The sequence below is a fragment of the Phytohabitans rumicis genome (genome assembly GCF_011764445.1).
Lineage (GTDB): Bacteria > Actinomycetota > Actinomycetes > Mycobacteriales > Micromonosporaceae > Phytohabitans > Phytohabitans rumicis.
Window position 1 is genome coordinate 5,432,668 of record NZ_BLPG01000001.1, and the last position, 21,476, is coordinate 5,454,143.

Consider the following 21,476-nt stretch of genomic DNA (forward strand, 5'->3'; position numbering starts at 1 on the left):
GGCCGGTGATGACAACCATCGACGAGAAGGCGCCGCCCGTCGCCGACCTCTACCGGCGATACCTGTCGCGGGGCAGGGCCCGGCTGGCCGACATCACCGGCGGGCACGTCGAAGTGGCGTCGTCCGGCGCCTGGGTCACGCTGGCGGACGGTACGCGGCTGCTCAACGCCGGCGGGTACGGCGTCTTCATCCACGGCGCCCGGCACCCGGCCGTCGAGGCCGCGGTGATCGAGCAGATCCGCACCCACCCGCTCGCCACCCGGATGATGCTGGAGCCGCAGGCGGCCCGCGCCGCGCAGGCCCTCGTCGAGGCGGCTCCGGCGGGGCTCGCGCGGGCGTACTTCGCGAATTCGGGTGCGGAGGCCGTCGAGGCCGCCATCAAGATGGCCCGCACCCGTGGCAAGACGCGACTGGTGTCCACAGTGGGCGGATACCACGGCAAGACCATGGGCGCGCTGTCGGTGACCGCCAAGGACCTGTACCAGCAACCGTTCCGGCCGTTGCTGCCGCAGGTCTCGCACGTGCCGTACGGGGACGCGGGCGCGCTGGAGGAGGAGCTGCGGAACGGCCCCGAGGCGTGCGTGATCGTCGAACCCGTGCAGGGCGAGGGCGGCGTGGTGATCCCGCCACCGGGCTACCTGACCGACGTGGCCCGGCTGTGCCGCGAATTCGGCGCCCTCTTCGTGCTCGACGAGGTGCAGACCGGACTCGGCCGGCTCGGCACGTGGTGGGGCGCGGACCGGGACGGCGTGACCCCGGACGTGCTGCTGGTGGGCAAGAGCCTGTCCGGCGGCGTGGTGCCGGTCGCCGCCGCGGTGGCCACCGTCGAGGCGTTCGCCGCGTTCGACCGCGACCCGTACCTGCACACGTCGACGTTCTCGGCGGCGCCCATCGCGATGGCGGCGGCCCGCGCGGCCATCGAGGCGATCCAAGCGGACGGGCTGGTCGAGCGCTCCGCCTCGATCGGCGCGGAACTGCTGCGGAAGCTGCGCGAGTCGGCCGCGCTGCACTGCCCGCACCTGGTGCGGGAGGTGCGCGGCGCCGGGCTACTGATCGGCGTCGAGTTCCACCAGCCCGGCCTGTCCGGCGAGATGCTCGGCGAACTGCTCGAACGCCATGTCGTGGCCAACCACTCGCTCAACGCCCACACCGTACTGCGACTCACCCCGCCGGCGGTCATGCGGGCCGACGAGGTCGACCACCTGGTCGACGCGTGCGACGGCGCGCTGCGCGCGCTGGGTGACCGCTACCCCAACCGAGCGGAGGACCGCTGAGATGCGTCACGTCGAGATTTCCGCGTTCATCCCGGGCGCGAACCCAACAGAGGTGTTCGACACGCTCAGCGACTTCGCCCGCTACCCGGAACTGGTCGAGATCGTCCGGGCGGTCACGGTGACCCCGGCGGTGGGCGACGGGCCGGTGCTCAGCACGTGGGAGGTGCTCTTCCGCAACGGCATCCTGCGCTGGACCGAGGAGGACTGGCTGCACCGCGACCGGCTGACGATCGACTTCGTGCAGACCGAGGGCGACTTCGAGGAGCTGACCGGCGGCTGGGTGGTGACCCAGCAGCCGGACGGCGTGGGCGTGGTCTTCTACAACGACTTCGACTTCGGCATCCCGAGCCTGGCCACCATCATCGACCCGGTCGCCGAACGGGTGCTCACCGAGACGATCCAGCTCATCCTGGGCCGGCTGTTCGAGGGTGCGACGTTCCCGCCGGCGCGGGTCGCCACCCCCGCCGGCCACGCCGAGGGCTGATCGCGATGCTCGCCGTCGTCGCCCACCTCGTGGTCCAGCGTCCCTGGCGGGTGATCGTCGGGGCGATGCTCTTCTGCGTCGTGGCCGCGGTGCCGGCCGCGACGGTGCTGCCGACCCTCGGCACGGCCGGATTCTTCGCCCCCGGCGACGAGTCCGCGCAGGCGGACCGGGCGCTGGAGGAGCGCTTCCCGGCCGGGCCGCCCAACCTGGTGCTGCTGGTTACGACGCCGGCCGGGGTGCAGGACGCCGCGGCGGTCCGGGCCGGCGAGGCGCTCACCGCCCGGCTGTCCGGCACGCCGGGCGTCGGCCCCGCCACGTCGTACTGGACCGCGGGGCGGCCCGACGCGCTGCGCTCCGCGGACGGTCGCGAGGCGCTGGTGCTGGCCCGGCTGCTCGGCGACGGGGACGACATCAAGGCGACGATGCGGCAGATCCACCCGCTCTTCTCCGGCGACCAGGACGGCCTGCGCGTGCAGGTCGGCGGGCAGCCGGCCGCCGAGCGGGAGATCCAGAAGCTCAGCCGCGACGACCTGACCCGGGCCGAGCTGCTTGCCGCGCCGCTGCTGATCGTCCTGCTGGTGCTCGTCTTCGGCAGCGTGATCGCCTCGCTGCTGCCTGGGCTGATCGGGCTGCTCGCGGTGTTCGGCACGTTCGCCGCGCTGCGGCTGTGCTCGGCGTTCACCGATGTCTCGATCTTCTCGCTGAACCTGGCGACGGCGCTGAGCCTGGGCCTCGCCATCGACTACAGCCTGTTCATCCTGGCCCGGTACCGCGAGGAGCTGGGCGCGGGACGGGACCGCCCGGAGGCGCTGGAGACGGCGGTCCGTACGGCCGGCCGCACGGTGCTCTTCTCGGCGGTCACCGTCGCGGTCAGCCTGGCCGGGATGGCCCTGTTCCCGCTGTACTACCTGCGCTCCTTCGCGTACGCGGGGATCGCCGTGGTGCTGGTGTCGGGGCTGGCGGCGGTCGTGGTGCTGCCGGCGGTGCTCGCCGTCCTCGGTCCCCGGGTCGACCGGTTCGACCTGCGCTTCTGGCGGCGTGGTGCGCCGAGCCCGGAGCGCGGGGCCTGGCGGCGCATCGCCGAGTTCGTGATGCGCCGGCCGGTGACCATCGCGGTGGTCGCCGTCGTTTTCCTGCTGGCGCTGGGCGTGCCGTTCCTGCGTGCCAGCTTCCAGCTCCCCGACGACCGGATGCTGCCGGCGAGCAGCGAGGCGCACCGGGTCGCCGAGGCGGTCCGGTCCGACTTCCCGTCGCCGGCCCTGGACGCCCTCTACGTGACGGCCGAGGGCCTGCCGCCGGGCGCGGAGGCGGCCACGGCCGCGCTCGGCGGGTACGCCACGGCGCTGTCCCGGCTGCCGGACGTCGCCTCGGTCACCACCGCCGCGGGCGTGTACGCGGGTGGCGCGCGGGTCGCCGACGCGCCGGCCGCCGCACGCTTCGTCGCCCCGGACGCCCAGGCCGGCTGGGTCTCGGTCGTACCCACCGTGGACCAGTACTCCGCGGAGGCCGAACGCCTGGTACGCGCCGTGCGCGCGGTGCCGGCCCCGTTCACCGTCCAGGTGGGCGGCAACTCGGCGCACCTCGTCGACACCCGCGCGACGCTGGGCGAAGCCCTGCCGTGGGTGCTCGGCGTCATGATCGGCGCGATGCTCGTGCTGCTGTTCCTCTTCACCGGCAGCGTGCTGATCCCGATCAAGGCCGTGCTTTGCAACCTGCTCAGCCTGACGGCGACGTTCGGGGCGCTGGTCTGGGTCTTCTCCGATGGGCATTTCGCCGGCCTGCTCGGCGGCTTCCAGGTCACCGGGCAGTTGGAGATCTTCACCCCGATCCTCATGCTGTGCATCGCGTTCGGCCTGTCGATGGACTACGAGGTCTTCCTGGTGTCCCGCATCCAGGAAGCGCACCAGAGTGGCCTGCCCAACGACAAGGCCATCGCCGACGGGCTCCAGCGCACCGGCCGGCTGGTCACCTCGGCGGCCGCCCTGCTCATCGTCGTCCTGCTCGCGAACGTCACCTCCCAGCTCACCATCCTCAAGATGCTGGGCCTGGGGCTGGGGATCGCGATCCTGGTCGACGCCACGGTGGTGCGGGCGTTCCTCGTACCGGCCGTGATGCGGCTGGCCGGCTCGGCGAACTGGTGGGCGCCGCGGCCGCTGCGCCGCTTCCACGAACGGTTCGGACTGCGGGAGGCCCCGCCGCCCGCCCTCGCGACGGCTCGGGTCCCGCTCGGCCAACCCCAGGAGGTGAGCCGGTGAACGCGCACGCGTACGACGTGGTTGTGGTCGGTGCCCGGGTGGCCGGATCGGCCCTGGCGCTGCGGCTGGCCCGGGCGGGTGCGCGGGTCTGCCTGCTGGACCGCGCCACGTTTCCCAGCCCCACCCTCTCCACCCATGTGCTGCACACCGTCGCCCCGCTGCGCGAGCTGGGCGTACTCGATCGGGTGCTGGCCAGCGGCGCGCCGCTGCTGCGCGAAACCCGCTTCGCGATCCAAGGCGTGCGGATGACCCTGGGCCGGGCCGACGATCCCGGCCTCTGCCCGCGCCGGGAGAGCCTGGACACCGCGCTGCTGACGGCCGCCGGGGAAGCCGGCGCCGACGTGCGCTGCGGCGTACGCGTGCTGGAGGTGCTGCGCCGCGACGGCGCCGTGGCCGGCGTGCTGGCGGAGGGCTCCGGTGGCCGCCGGTACGAGCTGACCGCCCCGGTCGTGGTCGGCGCGGACGGGCGCAACTCGACCATCGCCCGCGCGATGGGCGCCCGCCGGTACCTGGTGACCGCTGCTCCCCGGCCCGCGTACTTCGGCTACTTCTCCGGGGTGGCCGCGCCGCCCGCGTTCATCTGGCAGCGGCCCGGCGACGAACTCGTCGCCGGCGCGCCGACCGACGGCGGGCTCTTTCTCACGCTGGCCCAGCCGTCGGCCGGGGTCGACCCGCGGCTGCGCGGCGACGACGGCCGGGCCTTCGCCGAGTACGTCGGCGGCGTCAGCACCGAACTGGGCGAGCTGCTGGCCGGCGCCACCCCGGTCGGCGAGCTGCGCCGGATGCCCGGCTACCAGTGTTACTTCCGCGAGTCCGCCGGCCCCGGCTGGGCGCTGGTCGGCGACGCGGGGCACTTCAAGGACGTCACGCCGGGACAGGGCATCAACGACGCGCTGCGGCAGGCCGAGCGGCTCGCCGGGGCGCTCCTGTTCGGACTGTCCCGGCCGGCGCGGCTGGCCGGGGCGCTACGCGCCTACTGGGCGTGGCGGGACACCGACGCGTTCGACATGTACTGGTTCGGCACCGACCTCGGGGTGTCCGGGCCGCTGCCGCACCTGGTCGCCGGCATGCTGCACCGGGTCGCCCGGCGGCCGGCGGCCCGCGACGCGCTGCACGAGGTGCTGGCGCACCGGCGCCGGCCGGCCGCGGTGTTCAGCCCGCCGCGCCTGCTCGCCGCCACCGTGACCGCCATCCGCGACGGGTCGATGCCGGCCCGAGCCGCCCTCGCGCAGGCGGGCGCGCTCACCGCCGCCGAACTGCGCCGCCGCATGATCGCCGCGCGCCGGATCGGCGCGCTCCCGGCGGTGCCGACCACCGTGTCCGAGCCCGTCGCACCGCCGGCGAGCCAGACGATTCCCGCACGCTAAGGAGTAGGCCGTGGACCAGAAGAACACCTTCGACACTCCTACGACGGCACGCCTGCACCGCGCCGAGTACGGCGCCGCGCTGGCGCTGGCGACCGGGCTGTTCGTGGCGCACTGGGGCGAAGTGCGCTGGCTGCCCGCCCTCGTGCTGTTCACCTACATCGACATCATCGGGTACATCCCCGGCGCGCTGGCGTTCAAGCGGAGCCCGGACGGCCAGATCCCCAAGGCGTACTACGTGCTCTACAACACGATGCACAGCGCGCTCACCATGGGCCTGGTCGTCGCGCTGTGGGCATGGCTCGTGCGGCCCGAGTGGGCGCTGCTCGTGGTGCCGATCCACATGTGCATCGACCGGGCCATCTTCGGCAACCAGCTCAAGCCGTTCGCGGTGCCGTTCGAGCCGCACCGGCTGCCGGCGTTCGACGCGCTGCTGCGCTCGCTGAAGCCCGGCCCGGTGCCGGTCCACCGGCCCGAGCCCACCCCGGTCGCGGTCGCGCCGGGCCACCACGAGGCCCGCGCGCGATGACCATCACCCCCGCCGCCCCGGCGATCGACGTCATCGGCGCCGTCCAACTGCTGTCCCGGCACGCCGAGAACGCCAGCGCGTTCCTCGCGTTGAACGACGAGACCCGGCACTTCACCGCGCCCGGCATCGACGGCCTGGTCGCGTACCGGCCGGCGGGCCGGCGCTGGCTGGTCCAGCTCGGCGGTCCCTTCGCCGCGCGCGCGGAGCAGCCGGCGCTGCTGGCCGCGTTCGAGGCGTGGGCGGCCGGGCAGCGCCGGCGGGTGCTGGCGGTGCAGTTGCTGCGCCACGACGCCGAGCTGTACGCCGGGTCCGGCTACGTTGTCAACCAGCTCGGCTCCTCCTACAGCATCTCCCTGGAGGGCTACAGCCTGCGCGGCCGGAAGATGGTCAAGGTCCGGAACATGGTGAACCGGGCGCACCGGGAGGGCATCACCGTCGCGGAGGTGCCGTACGCGCAGCGGGCCGCGGTCACCGGCGCGCTGGACGCCATCGACGCGGCGTGGCTGGGCGCCAAGGGCCGGCACACCAAGGAGCTCGCCTTCATGATCGGCGAGCGGGATGGCCGCGGCGCGCCGTACCGCCGGCTCTTCGTGGCCCAGTACGACGGGCGGCCGGTCGGGTACGTGTCCTGCGCGCCCGTGTACGGCGTCGAGTCCGGCTGGCTCTACGACCTCACCCGGCGCGCGCCCGACGCACCGCCCGGCGTGATCGAGGCGGTGTTCGCGCACGCGGTCGAGGTCTTCCAGGCGGAGGGCGCGGGCTGGCTGCACCTGGGGCTGACCCCTTCGCCGGCATGGACCCGAGCGTCGAGGTGCCCGGCGCGAACCGGCGGATGGTGAAGCTGGGCGGCTTCCTCAGCACCCGCGGACACAAGATCTACCCGGCGGCCACCCAGGCGTCGTTCAAGCTCAAGTGGCTGCCGCAGGTGACCCGGCCGGAGTACATCGCGTTCGCCGGCAAGGTGCGGCTCGGCGGGATGTACGCCCTCGGCAAGTTGACCCGCACGGTCTAGCCCGCCCGCATGCTAGCCCGCTCCATGAAAGGAGCCGTCCCATGACCGGCGTCCAGCCCTACGGCGTCAGCGGGTGGCAGCGCGACCTGCCACCGGCTTCCCCTCAGCCTCCACTCGGTGCCGACACCGACGCGCAGGTCGCCATCGTGGGGGCCGGCCTCGCCGGGCTCGCGCTGGCGCACGCGCTGACCAGGTCGGTGCCGCCCGGCGACATCCTGGTGATCGAGGCGGGCCGGGCCGGGGACGGCGCGACCGGCCGCAGCACCGGCATCGTCGGGCCCGGCGTGGGTGGCCCCATCGCCGCGCTGGTGCGCAAGCGCGGCCCGGCGGTGGCCAGGCGGATGTTCGGGGCCTCCGTCGAGGGCGTCGCCGCGCTGCGCCGCCTCGTCAAGGACCTGCCCGACGGCTGCGAGCTGTCCGAGACGTACCAGCTCGTCGCCGCGCAGACCCCGGGGCACGTCGCGCGGCTGCGCGAGCAGGCCGAGACGCTGACCGGCCTGGGCTTCGACGTGCGCTACCTGGATCGGGTGCAGACCGCCGACCGGCTCGGCGTCGACCGCTACCACGGCGCGCTGTGCTACCCGGACGTCGTCACCATCAACCCGTGGCGGCTGTGCCAGGTGCTGAAGGAGTCGCTGCTGGCGGCCGGGGTTCGGATCGCCGAGCAGACCCGGGTGACCGGTGTGCGCGGCGGCGACCCGGCGCAGGTCCTGGCCGGGCCGGTACGGGTACGGGCCCGCCGGGTCGTGCTGACCACCGACGGCTTCACGCGCGCCATCGGCGTACACCAGAAGACGCTCGCGACCATCCGTACCCACGTGGCCCGGACCGAGGTGCTGCCGCCGGAGCTGCTCGCCCGGACCGGCTGGAACGGCGACGGCGCCGTGATCGACTCCCGTTCGTTCTTCAACTACTTCCGCCTGACGCCGGAGCGCCGGCTGCTCTTCGGCGGCGGGCCGGCGCTGCTGGAGGAGCGGGTGACGCCCGCGCGGGTGGCCGCGGTCCGGGAGCGGGTGGCCCGCGAGCTCGCCGTGGTGTTCCCGGCCCTGGCCGGCGTGGCGATCGAAGACTTCTGGGCCGGCGTGACCGCGTCCACTTCGGACCGGATGCCGATCGTCGGACCGGTGCGCGGCCAGCCGGGAGTCTGGTTCGCCGGCGGCTGGAGCGGCCACGGGCTGGCCATGTCCGCGTACACGGCGCAGACCCTGCCGGCCCTGCTCGACAGCGGGCTGCCCGGCGGCGAGGCGGACCTGCCCTGGCTGCGCCCGGCGGCCGGCTGGGCACCGACCGGCCGGATGGGCCGGTTGCTGCTGTCCGGCTACCTGGCCGGGCTCGACGCCGCGGACCGGCTCGCCACCCGCTGACCACATTGGACAACTCAGGAGGATCCCGATGACCGATCTCGACGCGCCCTCGCTGGACGTCCCGGAGGAGCAACTGCACCGCGCCATCCGGGACCACTACGACGGGCTGGTGCACCTCTACGAGAGCCTGTGGGGCGAGCACATCCACCACGGCTACTGGGCGCCCGGCGAGGAGGGCGGGGACCGGCACGAGGCGCAGGTGCGGACCGTGCGGGAGCTGGTGGCGTTCGCCAGCGTGCCCACCGGCGCGAAGGTGCTGGACGCCGGCTGCGGTGTCGGCGCGCCGGCCGTGCACCTCGCCGGCGAGCTGGACTGCCGGGTGGAGGGCGTGACCCTGAGCCCGGCCCAGGTGGAACGCGCGATGGAAAAGGCCGCCGAGGCGGGAGTGGCCGACCGGACGAGCTTCCGCCAGCTCGACGCGCTGCGTACCGGGCTGCCGGACAGCTCGTTCGACGTGGTCTGGGCGCTGGAGAGCCTGGAGCTGATGCCGGACAAGACGGCGTTCCTGCGCGAGGCGTACCGGATGCTGCGGCCGGGCGGCACGCTCGCCGTGACGACCTGGTGTGTACGCGACGGCGGGTTCGACGCAGAGGAGTCGGCGATGCTGACCCAGATCTGCAAGGACTTCGCGATCCCGTACATGCTCCCGATGGGGCGCTACGCGACCGAGTGCACGGACCTGGGCTTCACGAGTGTCCGGGTCGCCGACTGGTCCGAGCGGGTGCGCGCCTCGTGGGATGTCGACATGAACTCCGACGCCATCCGGGCGCTGCTGCGCGACCAGTCGCACCGGTTGCGGCTGGCCCGTACCGAGGGTGTCGCCGTGCTCCGGCTCATCAAGGTGGTGCCGGTCATGCAGGCGGCGTACCGCCGTGGCCTCCTGCAGTACGCGGCCCTGCGGGCCGTCAAGCCCAGCTAACCGCAGCTTGCGGCCTTGACGGGTCCCTTGTGCCCGTTATAATTCATCAACTAAGGATGTCATCAGACGAGGAAACACTAGTCCCGGGGGAGTGGCTCCATGGGCAATTGGGTAGACGACGTTCTGTTGACTGGTGCTGGCGACGAGACCTGCATGCGCATGGGGTCGCCGGTTGACCGGGCGCGGCTGCGCGCCGAGGTGCTCGCCCGGCAGGAACGGCTGGCGGACGCCGGCCTGCGCCCCGGCGGCACGGTCGCGCTGCGCCTGCCACCGTCGTTGAGCTACATCGCCAACCTGCTGGCGGCATGGCGGATCGGTGCGCAGGTCACGTTGCTCGACCACCGGCTCACCCAGTACGAGGTCGACGCCGCGCTGGAGCGGGTGGGCGCGCAACTGGTCGTACAGCCCGCCGGGCCCGTCGCGGGCCCGCTGCGCTGCTACCACGTCTTCGACGAGATGGTGCTCCCGCTGGCCGGCCGGCCGGCGCAGACGCCGCACGTGCTGATCCAGCTCAGCTCCGGCTCGACCGGCCCGTCGAAGGTCATCGGGCGCACCGTCGAGGATCTGCTGGCCGAGATCGACCGCTACACCCGGATCGACGGCGTGCCGCGCGCCGGCGAGCGGTTCGTGCTGCTCGCCTCGATGGTGCACGTGCTCGGGCTGGTCGGTGGCCTGATGTACGGGCTGCACGCGCACGTCCCGTTCACCGTGCCGGAGCGGATGACCGTCGACGACATCCGCGCGGCGATCGCGGCCGAGCCGGCGCCGACCACCGTCCTGGGCGTACCGGCCCACATCGAGCTGCTGACCGCGCCGCCGGCCCCGCCGCCCCGGCTCCCGCAGCTCGCTCGGATGACCACCGGCGGCGAGCTGGTGCGGGCGGACGTGGCCGCCCGGTTCGCCGACTGGTACGGCGTCACCCTCGGCAACATGTACGGGATGACCGAGGTCGGGGTCATCGCCACCGACCTGGCCGGGGCGCACCGTCCCGCGCTGCTCCCGGCGCCGGGCATCGACCTGCGGGTCGGCTATGGCCAGCTCCAGGTCGCCCGCGTGCAGTCGCCGTACGTGGGCCTGTCCGACCCGACCCGCTGGTCCAAGGGCTGGCTCAAGACCCGGGACGCGGCCACGATCGACCCCGACACCGGGCTGGTGACGGTGCGCGGCCGGCTGGACTCGCTGGTCTCCATCGGCGGCCTCAAGGTCGACCTCACCGAGGTGGAGCACCTGGTGGCCGGCCTGCCCGACGTGGTCGAGGCGGTTGTCGCGTTCGACCGCGGCATCGAGGTGTACGCGGTGCTGCGCGACCCGACCACCCCGGACGACGTCGACCGGGTGCTGGCGGAACGGCTGGCGCGCTACAAGCGCCCGAGCCGGTGGTACGTGCTGGACCGGCTGCCCCGGACGCCCAGCGGCAAGTTGGTCCGGGACCGGGCCGCACTGCGCAACGCGGCCGCCGCGCCCGTCCCGTCGTAAAGCCCCGCCTCCACGAAGGGATCCATGCAGATGGCCGACGACCTCCGCCACGCCGGCTGGCCGGCCCGGGAAGACATCATCGCGATCCTGGCCGAGGTGGGTCAGCGCCCGCCGGAGCTGGTGAGCGAGCGGATCGACTCCCTGGAGCTGGCCCGGCTGGTCTACGAGATGGAGTACCGGTACGACGTCCACCTGGACCTGACCGACGAGCGCCTGGTGCAGATGTCGACCGTCGGCGGCGCGGCGGACGTCGTGCGGGCCGCACGGGCGGCCGCCGATGGCTGAGACCGCGGTGCTGACCGGCCTGTCCGCGGTAACCGCGGCCGGGCGGGGCACGGCACCGCTGCTCGCCGCCGCCCTGGACGGCGCCGCCGCGTTCGGTCCGGTCACCCGGTTCGACACCGGCTGCCAGCGGGTGGGCACCGCCGCCACCCTCCCGGACGCCACCGACCTGCCCGACGAGCTGGCCGGCGTGGTGGACGGAGCCTGCGCGGAGGCCGGCCTGAGTGCGGCCGACCGGGCGTCCACCCCGCTGCTGCTCGCCGCCCGGGTGGACGCCACGCTGGCCCGGCTCAGCACCGGACAGCGGCAGGGCTACGGCGCCGCCGCGCTCGCCGGCATCGTGGCGGAGCGCTGCGGGCTGGGCGGCCCCCTGCGCGCGTACACCGCGGCCTGCGTCGCCGCGAGCACGGCGATCGCCGAGGCCGCCTCGATGATCGCCGCGGGCCGGCTGGACCGGGCCGTCGTGGCGGCCGGATTCCTGGTGGACCCCGACAACCTCGCCCTCTTCGACGCCGGCCGGGCGCTCGCCGACGACGGCCGGATCCGCCCGTTCAGCGCCGGCCGCCGGGGCCTGCTGCTCGGCGACGGAGTGGCGGCTGTGGTGCTGGAGTCCGCCTCGGCGGCCCGCCGCCGGGGCACGCCGCCGCTCGCCCGGCTGGCCGGCTGGGGTCGCGCCGGCGACGCGTACCACGTATGCCAGCCGGATCCTGCCGGCGCCGGCCTGGCCAAGGCCATCGACGGCGCGCTGCGCCGGGGCGGCGTGCGGGCCGGCGACGTCGGCTACGTCAACGCCAACGGCACCGGTACCCGGCAGTCCGACCCGGCCGAGGCCGCCGGGCTGCGGCGGGCGTTGGGCGACGCGGCCGGGACGACGCCGGTCAGCTCCACCAAGTCGGTGCACGGCCACGCGCTGGAGGCGTCCGGGCTGGTGGAGCTGGTGCTGACCGTGCTGGCCCTGCGCGCGGGGCGGCTGCCGGTGAACGCGGGCTACCTGGCGCCCGATCCGGATTGCGAGCTGGACCTCGTGCTCGACCAGCCGCGCCCGGTGGAGGCTGGGTACGCGCTGAGCGTCAACTCCGCGTTCGGCGGTGCCAACACCGCGCTGCTGGTCGGTGCCGCGTGAACCTCCTGGACGAACTGGCCGGCGTCGCGGTGCGTTCGCGCGCGCAGTGGCCCGAGCCGGGTGACACCGGCCGGCCCGGCCAGGTCCCGGGGTTCGTGGCGTCGTCCTTCGGCCCGCTCGTCGCCGAGGTGGCCGAGCGCTGCCTGCGTGGGTGGCCGACCAACGACACGCACACGCGTACGGCGGTGGTGCTCGCCTCCGTGCGCGGCGATCTGGGCACCGCGACGGCCGTGGCCGAGGCCGTGGACGCCGGGCGGCGGGTGACGCCGCTGTTCTTCTTCCAGTCGGTGCCGAACTCGATCCTCGGGCACATCGCCGCCCGGTGGCGGCTGACCGGACCGCTGGTCTGCCTCAGCCCGATCGGCGACCCGCTGGCCGAGGCGGCGGCCGTGGCGGCCGGCCTGTTCGACGACGGCGACGCCGACGAGGCGCTGCTGATCGTCGCCGACCAGGGCTCCGCATACGGCGGGGACGACACCGCCACCGCGCTTCTCGTCGGCCCCGCCGACAGTCCGCACGACGAAGGGGTACGGCAATGACGACAGCAGCACGGCCGGTGGCGGTGGTCACCGGCATCGGGTTGGTGACCCCGGTGGGCCGGGATCGCGACGAGTTCTTCGACGCGCTGTGCGTGGGCAAGTCCGGGCTGGTACGGCCGCCGGAGGGGCACGAGCTGGACGGCATGGTGGACGCCGCCGCCTTCGCGCCGGACATCGAGCCGGGCTCGGTGCTGCCGCTCGTCGAGTCGCGCGGCGCCGACCGCTTCCTGCTGATGGGGCTCGCCGCGGCCGACGACGCGGTGGCCGACGCCGGCCTCGTCGTGGGGCAGGACGTCGATCCGCGGCGGGTCGCGGTCGCGGTGTCCAGCGGTGCGGGCGGGCTCATTACGTTCGAGCAGCAGGCGCTGGCCCGGCACGAGCGTGGCCAGGCGGGCGTCAGCGCCTTCCTCTATCCGGCCTTCCTGGCCAACATGGCCGCCGCGCGCATCGCCATCAAGTACGGCATCCGCGGGTACAGCTCGGCCATCGCCACGGCCTGCGCCGCGAGCGCGCACGCCATCGCCGACGCGCTCCGCCTGATCCGCGCCGGCGACGCCGACGTCGTGCTCTGCGGCGGTGCCGAGGCGCCGCTGGGGCGTACCGGTGTGGCCGGCTTCGCGAACGCCCGGGCGCTGGCCCGGGGCTGGACGGATCCGACCGCGTCGAGCCGGCCGTTCGACCGGCGGCGCAACGGCTTCGTGCTCGGCGAGGGCGCGGGCGTCCTGGTGATCGAGCGGCGCGAGCACGCCGACGCCCGGGGCGTGGCCGGCTACGCCGATCTCATCGGCTGGGGCGGCACCACCGACGCCCACCACCCGACCATGCCCCGGCCGGATGGTTCGGGCGCGGCGGAGAGCATGCGCCTGGCCATCGCCAGCGCCGGACTGGCGCCGGCCGATGTGGCCTACGTCAACGCGCACGGCACCAGCACGAAGGCGGGCGACGTCGCGGAGACCCGCGCCATCCGCACCGCGTTCGGCGCGTACCAGCCGGCCGTCAGCTCCACCAAGTCGGTGACCGGGCACCTGCTCGGCGGCGCCGGGGTGGTGGAGTCCGCCGCGACGGTGCTCGCGCTGGCCCGCGGCACGCTCCCGCCCACACACAACCTCGACGAGCCGGACCCGGACTGCGATCTGGACCACGTGCGGGGAATGCCGCGCACCGGCCAGTTCGGCGCCGCGCTCTCCAACTCGTTCGCCTTCGGCGGGCACAACGTCAGCCTGCTGTTCGGCCAGCCCTCGACGCGTCTGCGCCGGGTTGATTGACACACCGAGGAAGGGGAATCCGATGGGTATGTTCCACCTCACCGAAGATGAGCGAAGGCTTCTGCCGACCGACGAGGAGGTGCAGACCTACCTCGAGCGCGGTTGGTACCTGTCCCGCAAGCTGCTGACCGACGACGAGGTCGACGCGCTGGTGGACGGCAGCGAGCGGTTCTACGCCGGGCACCGCGACCGCCGGCTGCCCAGCCGCCCGGCCAAGCTGGCGTACTGGGAGCCGGAGCACGGCCCGGTCCAGCGACACAACGACTACGTGCACTACGAGAGCGACGAGATCGCGCGCATCCTGCGTAAGCCGATCATCGGCGCGGTGGCCGCCCGGCTCGCCGAGGCGGCCGAGGTCCGGCTCTTCCAGAGCACGCTCATCTACAAGCCGCCGAGCGCGAACGAGCCGACGAACATCGTGCCGTGGCACTTCGACCGCCACTACTGGCAGTCGTCCACGTCGGAGCGGATGCTCACGGCCTTCGTCCCGATGCACGACTGCGGCGAGGAGATGGGCACGCTGACGGTCGTCGACGGCAGCCACCTGTGGAAGGAGACCGGCGCCACCGACAGCACCACCCGGCACTTCGCCGAGCGGGACCCCGCCGAGCTGGACGAGATGCTCGAGGAGAACGCGCGGTACAACGACGCCGAGGTGAACAAGATCGTCATGGACATCCCCAAGGGGCACATGAGCTTCCACCACTGCCGGACGTACCACGGCAGCGGCGCGAACCGCTCCGACCGCCCGCGCCGCGCGATCTCGCTGCACATGCAGGACGGCGAGAACCAGTACCGCGAGTTCCGGCGGGCGGACGGCAGCGTCGTGGTCTACAACCACGACACCCTGGTACGCCGGACGGCCACCGGCAAGCCGGACTACGCCGACCCGGAGTTCTGCCCGGTCCTTTGGAGGTCCTGAGCCAGTGCGGCGCGCAGCCGGCCGGTGACGGCGGCGACGAACCCGGGGTCTTCGAGCAGGAAGTGGCCGGCGTCGAGCACCGTCAGGTCGAACCGGCCGGCCGTCTCCCGCTCCCAAGCCAGCGCGCCCGCACCGTCCGCCATCCGGTCGTGCCGGCCCACGTACGCGGCGACCGGGCAGGGCAGCGGGTCGCCGGGCGCGCGGGCGTACAGCTCGGCGATGCGCAGGTCGGCCCGCAGCGCCGGGAGGAACTGGCGCATCAGCCGCGGGTCGCGCACCACCGACTCCGGCGTCCCGCCGAGGCGGTGCAGCGCGACGACGAGCTGCGCGTCCGGTAGGGCGTGGATCGGCCGGTGCGACTGGGCCGCGGACGGGCCGTTGCGGGCGGCGGTGAGCAGCAGCCGTGGCGGCCGGCCCGCGCGGTGCAACTCCCGGGCGACCTCGTACGCGAGCACGGCGCCGAAGCTGTGCCCGAACAGGACCACCTGGTCCGCCCGGCCGGAGTCGGCGGGGGTCGCGTCGGCGATGGTGCCGGTCACCTCGGCCACCAGCGCGGGCAGGTCGGTGATCAGCGGCTCGCGGCGGCGCCGGCCGTGGCCGGGGAGGTCCACCGGGACCACGGTGACGCCCTCCGGAAGCCACCGTGCCCACCCGGCGAAGTGCGCCGCCGCGCCGCCGGCGTGGGGTAGGCAGAAGAGCTCCAACGAGGACTGTCGGTAGGCCGCCGTCCAGAGATCGTTCCCCATTGACATCCCCTAACCCGTACGTAGACTTCATCAAACAGGGAAATCATCGAGCGGGGAAGCGTTCCTTTTCCAGAAGCTGGTCGCGATTAGTCGCGGGGGTATGGGATGCAGCGTGAGCGGCTCGAACGCCACATTATACGGCCCTTGCGCGGAGCAGAGTCAAGCGATCTGTCCGATGTGGTCATTGTCGGCGTAGGGTGCCGGTTGCCCGGTGGCGTAGTGGATCTGGACTCGTTATGGCGGGTCCTGACCGGCGGCGTTGACGTCGTCGGCCCGGTGCCGCCGGAGCGGCCCGGTGCCGATTTGCTCGCCGCCGCCGGCGTCGGTGGTTACCTCCCCGACATCGACCGTTTCGACGCCGAGTTCTTCGGCGTCTCGCCGCGCGAGGCCCGCGAAATGGACCCCCAGCAACGGATGCTGCTGGAGGTTTCGTGGGCCGCCATGGAGCACGCCGGCATCCCGCGTGAGCGCTGGGCCGGCAGCCGCACCGGGGTCTATCTCGGTGTCCTCGGCATGGACTACGCACTGCTGCACGCCCGTACGCACGGGCTGGAGGGCATCGACGGCTACTACGCCAGCGGCAAGGAGTTCAGCTTCGGGGCCGGGCGGGTGGCGTACACGTTCGACCTGCGCGGCCCCTGCCTGATGCTGAATGCCGCCTGCGCCTCCTCCCTGCTGGCTGTCCACCTGGCGACCCGGGCGCTCGTCACCGGCGAGTGCGACGCCGCCCTCGCCGGCGGCGTCAACCTGATCGTCGGGCCGGAGCTGAGCACGTACATGCGGGCCATCCAGGCGATGTCCCCACGCGGGCGCTGCCAGCCGTTCGACGGTCGGGCCGACGGCATCGTGCGCAGCGAGGGCTGCGGCGTCGTGGTGCTGAAGCGGTACGCCGACGCGGTCGCCGCGGGCGACCGGATCTGGGCGGTGATCCGGGGCAGCGCGACCAACCACGACGGCCGCAGTGCCGGCCCGACCGCCCCCAACGCCGGGGCGCAGGAGGCGCTGCTGCGCGAGGCCCTGGAGGTGGCCGGCGTCGACCCGGCCGAGCTGGACTACGTCGAGGCGCACAGCACCGGCACGCCGCTCGGCGACCCGATCGAGCTGAGCGCCCTCGCGGCCGCGATCGGGAGCGCCCGGTCACCGGACCGGCCGCTGCTGGTCGGCTCGCACAAGGCCAACTTCGGCCACCTGGACTCGGCTGCCGGCATCGTGGGCCTGCTCAAGGCGATGCTGGTGGCGCGGCACGGGATGGTCCCGCCGCAGATCCGGCTCGACCGGCCCACCCCGGCGTTCGACTGGGCCGGCGCCGGTCTGGTCGTGCCCACCGTCGCGACCCCGCTCCCGCCGCGCGACCGGCCGGTGTACGCCGGTGTCAGCGCGTTCGGCCTGTCCGGCACCAACGTGCACGTGGTGCTGGCGGCGCCGGGGCGCAGGCGTCCGAGCCGGATGCCGAGGCGCCCGCGGCCGCGCTCGACCCGGTGCTGCTGGTCTCCGGCCCGACGGCGGACGCGGCGCGGGCACAGGTCGGGGCGTACGCCGAGCGGCTGCGGGACGCCACCGCTGAGGAGGCGGACGCCCTGCTGTACAGCGCGGCCGTACGCCGTACCCAGCACGCGCACCGGTTGGCGGTCGCCGGCGACCGGACGGCGCTGCTCAAGGGCCTCGACGCGTACGCCGCCGGCAAGAGCGCGCCCCAGGTCGCGGCCGGTGGACCGGCACAGGAGCACCGGCCGGCGCTGGTGCACGTCTTCTCCGGGCAGGGCTCGCAGTGGTCCGGCATGGCCCTGGACCTCTACCGCACCTCGCCGCTGGTGCGCGACACGCTCGACGAGTGCGACGCGCTGGTGCGCGAGCTGGGCGGGTGGTCGCCGCTGGAGGAACTGTCCCGGACCGAGGGCGGCCGGCTGGCCGAGACGCGGTACGCCCAACCGGTCAACTTCGCCGTCCAGGTCGCGCTCTCCCGGCTCTTCGCGTCGTGGGGCGCCGGGCCGGACGCGGTGGTCGGCCACAGCGCGGGCGAGCTGGCCGCGGCGCACGTCAGCGGCGCGCTCGGCCTGCCCGAGGCCACCCGCCTCGCCGTGGAGCGGGGGCGCCTGATGCAGGCCGCGACCGGCTCCGGCGCCATGGTGGCGGTCGAGTTGCCGGCCGACGAGGTCGCCCCGGTGCTCGCCAGGCACGGCGCCGACCTGTGCGTGGCCACCGTCAACGGGCCGCGGTCGGTGGTGGCGTCCGGCCCGGCGGAGCCGCTCGGCCGCGCCGTCGAGGAGCTGCGCGCCGCCGGGGCGACCTGCCTGCCGCTCGGCGTGGACTACGCGTTCCACAGCCCGGCGGTGCACCCGTACGGCGACGCGCTGGCGGAGCTGCTCGCCGACCTCGCGCCCGGACCGGCCAGCGTCCGCATGGTGTCCACTGTGGATCCGATGGCCGACCCGCCGGCGCTGGACGCCGCCTACTGGGGCCGGAACGTACGCGATCCGGTGCTCTTCTGGCCCGCCGTCGACCGGCTGCTGGCCGCCGGACCGGCGGTGTTCGTCGAGCTGGGTCCGCACCCCGTCCTGCAGCGCGGGCTCGCGGCGGCGGCCGCGGCCCGCGGACGGCGCGCCCTCGTGGTCGGCTCGCTGGCCAAGCGGCGCCCGGCGGCCACGACGCTGGCCCAGACGGTGTCCCGGCTGTACGCCGGCGGCGTCGACCTGGATTGGTCGGCGATCCGGGGCCCGGCGCGGCGGTACGTGCCGCTCCCGCCGGTCCCGCTCGGCGGGGATCGGTACTGGCTGCCGGACCCGCCGCCCGGCCGGCGCAACGGATCTGCCGGGCCGAGCGGCCCGGTCCGCGCCGAGGTCCGGTTCTTCGACGCCGAGGGGCGCCTGCTGTCCATGGTGGACGGTCCGGCGTTCGGCGCCGGCCCGACCAACGGTGTGGCGGCCGGCAACGGCAATGGCAACGGCGCGGCGGTGGGAAACGGCAACGGCGCGAGCGCCCGGCCGCACCGCAATGGCGACGCGGCGGGCGACCGCGAGCGGGTCGCGGCCGTCATCGGCCGGGTGGCGGCCGAGGTGCTGGGCTATCCGGCCGACCGCCGGCTGTCCCCGCTGCGCGGCTTCTTCGACCTGGGGATGAACTCGCTGACGCTGGTGGACTTCGTCGGCCGGCTGGAGCGCGAGCTCGGCTGCGCGCTGGGCACGGACGCGGGCATCGAGCACCCGACCATCGAGGCCCTGACCGCGCACGTGCTGGCCATGGGCGCGCGACCCGACCCGGTCGCGGCCGGGCGGGCCACCGCGGCCGCGCGCCGCCCCACCGCGGTCGCGGAGGCGGGCGCCGCCGAGCCGATCGCGATCGTCGGCATGGGCTGCCGGCTGCCCAGCGCGGCCGGGCTCGACGCGTACTGGGCGCTGCTGACCGGGGGCGTGGACGCCACCACCGACGTACCCGCCGACCGGTGGGACGCGGCCGCGCTGCTGGCCGGCGGCCGGGGCGGGCCGGGCACCGTGACTACGCGGCGCGGCGCCTTCCTCGACCAGGTCGACCTCTTCGACAGCGGGTTCTTCCGGGTCTCGGCCCGGGAGGCGCGGGCCATGGATCCGCAGCACCGGTTGCTGGCCGAGGTCGCCTGGGAGGCGCTGGAGGACGCCGGGCTGGACGCGTACCGCCTGCGCGGCGGCCAGACAGCCGTGTACGCCGGCATGAACAGCACCGACTACCAGCATCTGGTGACCCGCCGGATGGCGGACATCGACCTCTACTACGGCACCGGAAACTCGTTCAGCGGCGCTCCGGGACGGCTGTCGTACTTCCTGGGCGTACGCGGCCCGAGCCTCGCCGTGGACACCGCGTGCTCGTCCTCGCTGGTCGCCGTCCACCTCGCCGTGCAGAGCCTGCGGGCGGGGGAGTCCGACGTCGCGCTGGCCGGCGGCGTGAACGTGATGGCCACGCCCACCGTGTACCTGGCGATGTCGGCCGGGGGCGCCCTGGCGCCGGACGGGCGCTGCAAGGCGTTCGACGAGGCCGCCGACGGCTACGGGCGCGGCGAGGGCGCCGGCGTCGTCGTACTCAAGACGCTGAGCCGGGCGCGCGCCGACGGCGACCGGGTGTACGCGGTCATCCGGGGCAGCGCCGTCAACCACAACGGGGTGAGCGCGGGCCTGACCGTGCCGAGCGTGGACGCGCAGGAGGAGCTCATCCGGTCGGCGCTGGACGCCGGCGACGTGCCGCCCGCCGCCGTGGAGTACGTGGAGGCGCACGGCACCGGCACCCGGCTCGGCGACGCGGCCGAGCTGACCGCGCTGGACCGGGCGCTGGGCAGCGGGCGTCCGGCCGACCGCCCGCTGCTGGTGGGCTCGGTGAAGAGCAACATCGGGCACCTGGAGGCGGCCGCCGGCGTGGCGGCCCTGATCAAGACCGCGCTCGCGCTGTGGCATGGCGAGATCCCGCGACACCTGCACTTCACCCGCCCGACCGGGCAGGTCGACTGGGACCGGCTCGGCGTGCGGGTGGTCACCGAGCGGGTGCCCTGGCGTTCCCCGGCCGGCCCCGACCGGGTCGCCGGGGTGAGCGCCTTCGGGTTCACCGGGACGAACGCGCACGTCGTACTCGCCGGGGTGCCGGCGCCGGACCCCGCGCCGCCCGCGGCCCCGGCCCGGGCGCACCTGCTGGTCGCGTCCGCCGCGAACGAGGCGGCGCTGGTGGCCGTCCGGGAGCGGATGCGGGAGCGGATCGCCGGCCTGCCCGCCGGCGAGCTGGCCGACGCGTGCCACACCGCCGGCGCGCGCCGCACGCAACTGGAGCACCGGGTCGCCGCCGTCGGGCACACCGCGGCGGAGCTGGCCACCGGCCTCGCCGGCGGTACCGCCCACGCCGGCGTCGCGCCGGCCGGTTCGACGCCCGGGTTCATCCTGGTGTACGGCGGCAGCGCCGCCGTGCCATGGGCCGAGATGGACCGGTCCGAGCCGGCGTTCCGCGCCGCGCTCGACGGGATCGGTCCGGAGGCCCGGGACGCGCTGCGCGGCGGCGGGCTCGCGGCCGGGGACCCGATCGCGGTCACCGCCGTGCAGATCGCGCTCACCGACGTGTGGCGGGACCACGGCGTCTCGCCCGCGGCGGTGGCCGGCTCCGGCATCGGAGGGTGGGCAGCGGCGCACGCGGCCGGCTTGCTGGGCGCAGGCGAAGCGCTTCGCGGCGCGGGCGGCGGAACAGTGCCGGTGCCGGGCGTGGTGCCCGGCGTACCCCTGTGGCTGACCGCCGGCGGCGAGTCCGGCGCGCCGCTGCTGGTGCCCGTCGACGCCGGCCGTGTCCCGGCCGGTATCGCGGGCACCGCCTTGACCTCCACCCGACCCTGGCCGGACGCCATTGTGGACACCGTCGCCCAGCTCTACGTCCACGGCTGCGTGGTGGACTGGGACCGGCTCATCGGGCGGCGCCCGTACCGCGTTTCGCTGCCGTCGTACCCGTGGCAACGCCGTCCACATTGGATAAGCGGGGCGACGCCGGCCGCGGACGATGTACCGGCTGGGGACGAAGTACCGGCCGCGGCCGCGTGGCTGCTGGCCGTCCCACCGGCGCAGCGGTTGGACCGGCTGCTCGATTCGGTGCTCGCCGCCGTGGCCGCCGTCCTGGGCGAGGACTCGGCCGCGGCGATCGCGCCCGACCAGGGCTTCTTCGAGCTTGGCATGGACTCGGTGCTGGCCGTCGCGCTGCGCGACCGGCTGGCCGAGGAGTACGCCGTGGAGTTGCCGGCGACGCTGACCTTCGAGTTTCCCACCAGCCGGGCGCTCGCCCGGCACCTGCTGGAGTCGGTCGCGCCGCAGGCACCGGCTCCGCCCGCCGAGGGCCTCGCCGTCGACCCGGACGACGACGGCGTCGACGGGCTCTCCGACGAGGACCTGTTGAACCGCCTGATGGCCACACTCGCGGAGGACGGCTGAC

17 protein-coding genes and 1 pseudogene are annotated in these 21,476 nt (G+C 74.6%); 17 read left to right on the forward strand and 1 reads right to left on the reverse strand.

Features of this window, described 5'->3' with window-relative positions; genetic code table 11:
• The first annotated feature begins 8 nt into the window (after positions 1-8).
• The 15 genes from Prum_RS24700 (at position 9) to Prum_RS24765 (ending at position 14,808) form a co-directional block, all read left to right on the forward strand.
• Positions 9-1,274 (forward strand): aspartate aminotransferase family protein, encoded by a 1,266-nt coding sequence (locus tag Prum_RS24700; RefSeq protein ID WP_173078651.1) that lies wholly within the window; start codon positions 9-11, stop codon positions 1,272-1,274.
• A 1-nt stretch (position 1,275) separates the two neighbouring features.
• Positions 1,276-1,758, forward strand: a complete 483-nt coding sequence (locus Prum_RS24705; RefSeq protein WP_173078652.1) for a type II toxin-antitoxin system RatA family toxin — start codon at positions 1,276-1,278, stop codon at positions 1,756-1,758.
• Positions 1,759-1,763: 5 nt separating this feature from the next.
• Entirely contained in the window at positions 1,764-4,013 is a 2,250-nt protein-coding gene (locus tag Prum_RS24710) for an MMPL family transporter (protein ID WP_173078653.1), read from the forward strand.
• On the forward strand, positions 4,010-5,380 hold the full coding sequence (locus Prum_RS24715; RefSeq protein WP_173078654.1) for an NAD(P)/FAD-dependent oxidoreductase: 1,371 nt from the start codon (positions 4,010-4,012) through the stop codon (positions 5,378-5,380). The genes Prum_RS24710 and Prum_RS24715 overlap by 4 nt, the downstream gene beginning before the upstream one ends.
• A 10-nt stretch (positions 5,381-5,390) precedes the next feature.
• Positions 5,391-5,906, forward strand: a complete 516-nt coding sequence (locus tag Prum_RS24720) for a hypothetical protein (RefSeq protein ID WP_173078655.1) — start codon at positions 5,391-5,393, stop codon at positions 5,904-5,906.
• Entirely contained in the window at positions 5,903-6,745 is an 843-nt protein-coding gene (locus Prum_RS24725) for a DUF2156 domain-containing protein (RefSeq protein WP_218577319.1), read from the forward strand. The genes Prum_RS24720 and Prum_RS24725 overlap by 4 nt, the downstream gene beginning before the upstream one ends.
• Entirely contained in the window at positions 6,700-6,918 is a 219-nt protein-coding gene (locus tag Prum_RS49670; protein ID WP_218577320.1) for a hypothetical protein, read from the forward strand. Before Prum_RS24725 ends, Prum_RS49670 begins: the two co-directional genes overlap by 46 nt.
• Before the next feature lie 41 nt (positions 6,919-6,959).
• Positions 6,960-8,282, forward strand: a complete 1,323-nt coding sequence (locus tag Prum_RS24730; RefSeq protein WP_173078656.1) for an NAD(P)/FAD-dependent oxidoreductase — start codon at positions 6,960-6,962, stop codon at positions 8,280-8,282.
• Positions 8,283-8,310: 28 nt separating this feature from the next.
• The gene (locus Prum_RS24735) at positions 8,311-9,201 is read left to right on the forward strand and encodes a methyltransferase domain-containing protein (protein ID WP_173078657.1); all 891 of its coding nucleotides are present in this window, start codon (positions 8,311-8,313) and stop codon (positions 9,199-9,201) included.
• A gap of 99 nt (positions 9,202-9,300) precedes the next feature.
• Positions 9,301-10,677 carry a class I adenylate-forming enzyme family protein gene (locus Prum_RS24740; RefSeq protein ID WP_173078658.1) on the forward strand — a complete coding sequence of 459 codons (1,377 nt, stop codon included), beginning with the start codon at positions 9,301-9,303 and terminating at the stop codon, positions 10,675-10,677.
• A gap of 30 nt (positions 10,678-10,707) precedes the next feature.
• The gene (locus tag Prum_RS24745) at positions 10,708-10,962 is read left to right on the forward strand and encodes a hypothetical protein (RefSeq protein ID WP_173078659.1); all 255 of its coding nucleotides are present in this window, start codon (positions 10,708-10,710) and stop codon (positions 10,960-10,962) included.
• Entirely contained in the window at positions 10,955-12,082 is a 1,128-nt protein-coding gene (locus tag Prum_RS24750; RefSeq protein WP_173078660.1) for a beta-ketoacyl-[acyl-carrier-protein] synthase family protein, read from the forward strand. The genes Prum_RS24745 and Prum_RS24750 overlap by 8 nt, the downstream gene beginning before the upstream one ends.
• 5 nt (positions 12,083-12,087) lie before the next feature.
• Positions 12,088-12,621, forward strand: coding sequence for a beta-ketoacyl synthase chain length factor (locus tag Prum_RS24755; protein WP_173084109.1), 534 nt, complete (start codon positions 12,088-12,090; stop codon positions 12,619-12,621).
• Positions 12,618-13,886 (forward strand): beta-ketoacyl-[acyl-carrier-protein] synthase family protein, encoded by a 1,269-nt coding sequence (locus Prum_RS24760; protein WP_173078661.1) that lies wholly within the window; start codon positions 12,618-12,620, stop codon positions 13,884-13,886. The genes Prum_RS24755 and Prum_RS24760 overlap by 4 nt, the downstream gene beginning before the upstream one ends.
• Before the next feature lie 22 nt (positions 13,887-13,908).
• Complete coding sequence (locus Prum_RS24765; protein ID WP_173078662.1) at positions 13,909-14,808, forward strand: phytanoyl-CoA dioxygenase family protein; 900 nt, start codon at positions 13,909-13,911, stop codon at positions 14,806-14,808.
• On the opposite strand, the gene Prum_RS24770 is transcribed toward Prum_RS24765, so the two are convergent.
• Positions 14,766-15,554: a thioesterase II family protein gene (locus Prum_RS24770; RefSeq protein ID WP_173078663.1), complete on the reverse strand. Its 789-nt coding sequence runs from the start codon at positions 15,552-15,554 to the stop codon at positions 14,766-14,768. The two genes, Prum_RS24765 and Prum_RS24770, sit on opposite strands and share 43 nt — an antisense overlap.
• A gap of 105 nt (positions 15,555-15,659) precedes the next feature.
• Between Prum_RS24770 and Prum_RS51850 the strand changes: the two are divergent.
• Both Prum_RS51850 and Prum_RS51855 read left to right on the forward strand, forming a co-directional pair.
• Positions 15,660-16,814, forward strand: a pseudogene (locus Prum_RS51850) (beta-ketoacyl [acyl carrier protein] synthase domain-containing protein); the annotation flags it as partial.
• 218 nt (positions 16,815-17,032) lie between these two features.
• Positions 17,033-21,475, forward strand: coding sequence for a type I polyketide synthase (locus tag Prum_RS51855; protein WP_173078664.1), 4,443 nt, complete (start codon positions 17,033-17,035; stop codon positions 21,473-21,475).
• Position 21,476 lies beyond the last annotated feature (1 nt).

Coding starts and splice junctions, on each gene's coding strand:
- Prum_RS24700 (WP_173078651.1), top strand. CDS start 9: ATGACAACCATCGACGAGAAGGCGCCGCCCGTCGCCGACCTCTACCGG.
- Prum_RS24705 (WP_173078652.1), top strand. CDS start 1,276: ATGCGTCACGTCGAGATTTCCGCGTTCATCCCGGGCGCGAACCCAACA.
- Prum_RS24710 (WP_173078653.1), top strand. CDS start 1,764: ATGCTCGCCGTCGTCGCCCACCTCGTGGTCCAGCGTCCCTGGCGGGTG.
- Prum_RS24725 (WP_218577319.1), top strand. CDS start 5,903: ATGACCATCACCCCCGCCGCCCCGGCGATCGACGTCATCGGCGCCGTC.
- Prum_RS49670 (WP_218577320.1), top strand. CDS start 6,700: ATGGACCCGAGCGTCGAGGTGCCCGGCGCGAACCGGCGGATGGTGAAG.
- Prum_RS24730 (WP_173078656.1), top strand. CDS start 6,960: ATGACCGGCGTCCAGCCCTACGGCGTCAGCGGGTGGCAGCGCGACCTG.
- Prum_RS24735 (WP_173078657.1), top strand. CDS start 8,311: ATGACCGATCTCGACGCGCCCTCGCTGGACGTCCCGGAGGAGCAACTG.
- Prum_RS24740 (WP_173078658.1), top strand. CDS start 9,301: ATGGGCAATTGGGTAGACGACGTTCTGTTGACTGGTGCTGGCGACGAG.
- Prum_RS24745 (WP_173078659.1), top strand. CDS start 10,708: ATGGCCGACGACCTCCGCCACGCCGGCTGGCCGGCCCGGGAAGACATC.
- Prum_RS24750 (WP_173078660.1), top strand. CDS start 10,955: ATGGCTGAGACCGCGGTGCTGACCGGCCTGTCCGCGGTAACCGCGGCC.
- Prum_RS24760 (WP_173078661.1), top strand. CDS start 12,618: ATGACGACAGCAGCACGGCCGGTGGCGGTGGTCACCGGCATCGGGTTG.
- Prum_RS24765 (WP_173078662.1), top strand. CDS start 13,909: ATGGGTATGTTCCACCTCACCGAAGATGAGCGAAGGCTTCTGCCGACC.
- Prum_RS24770 (WP_173078663.1), bottom strand. CDS start 15,554: ATGGGGAACGATCTCTGGACGGCGGCCTACCGACAGTCCTCGTTGGAG.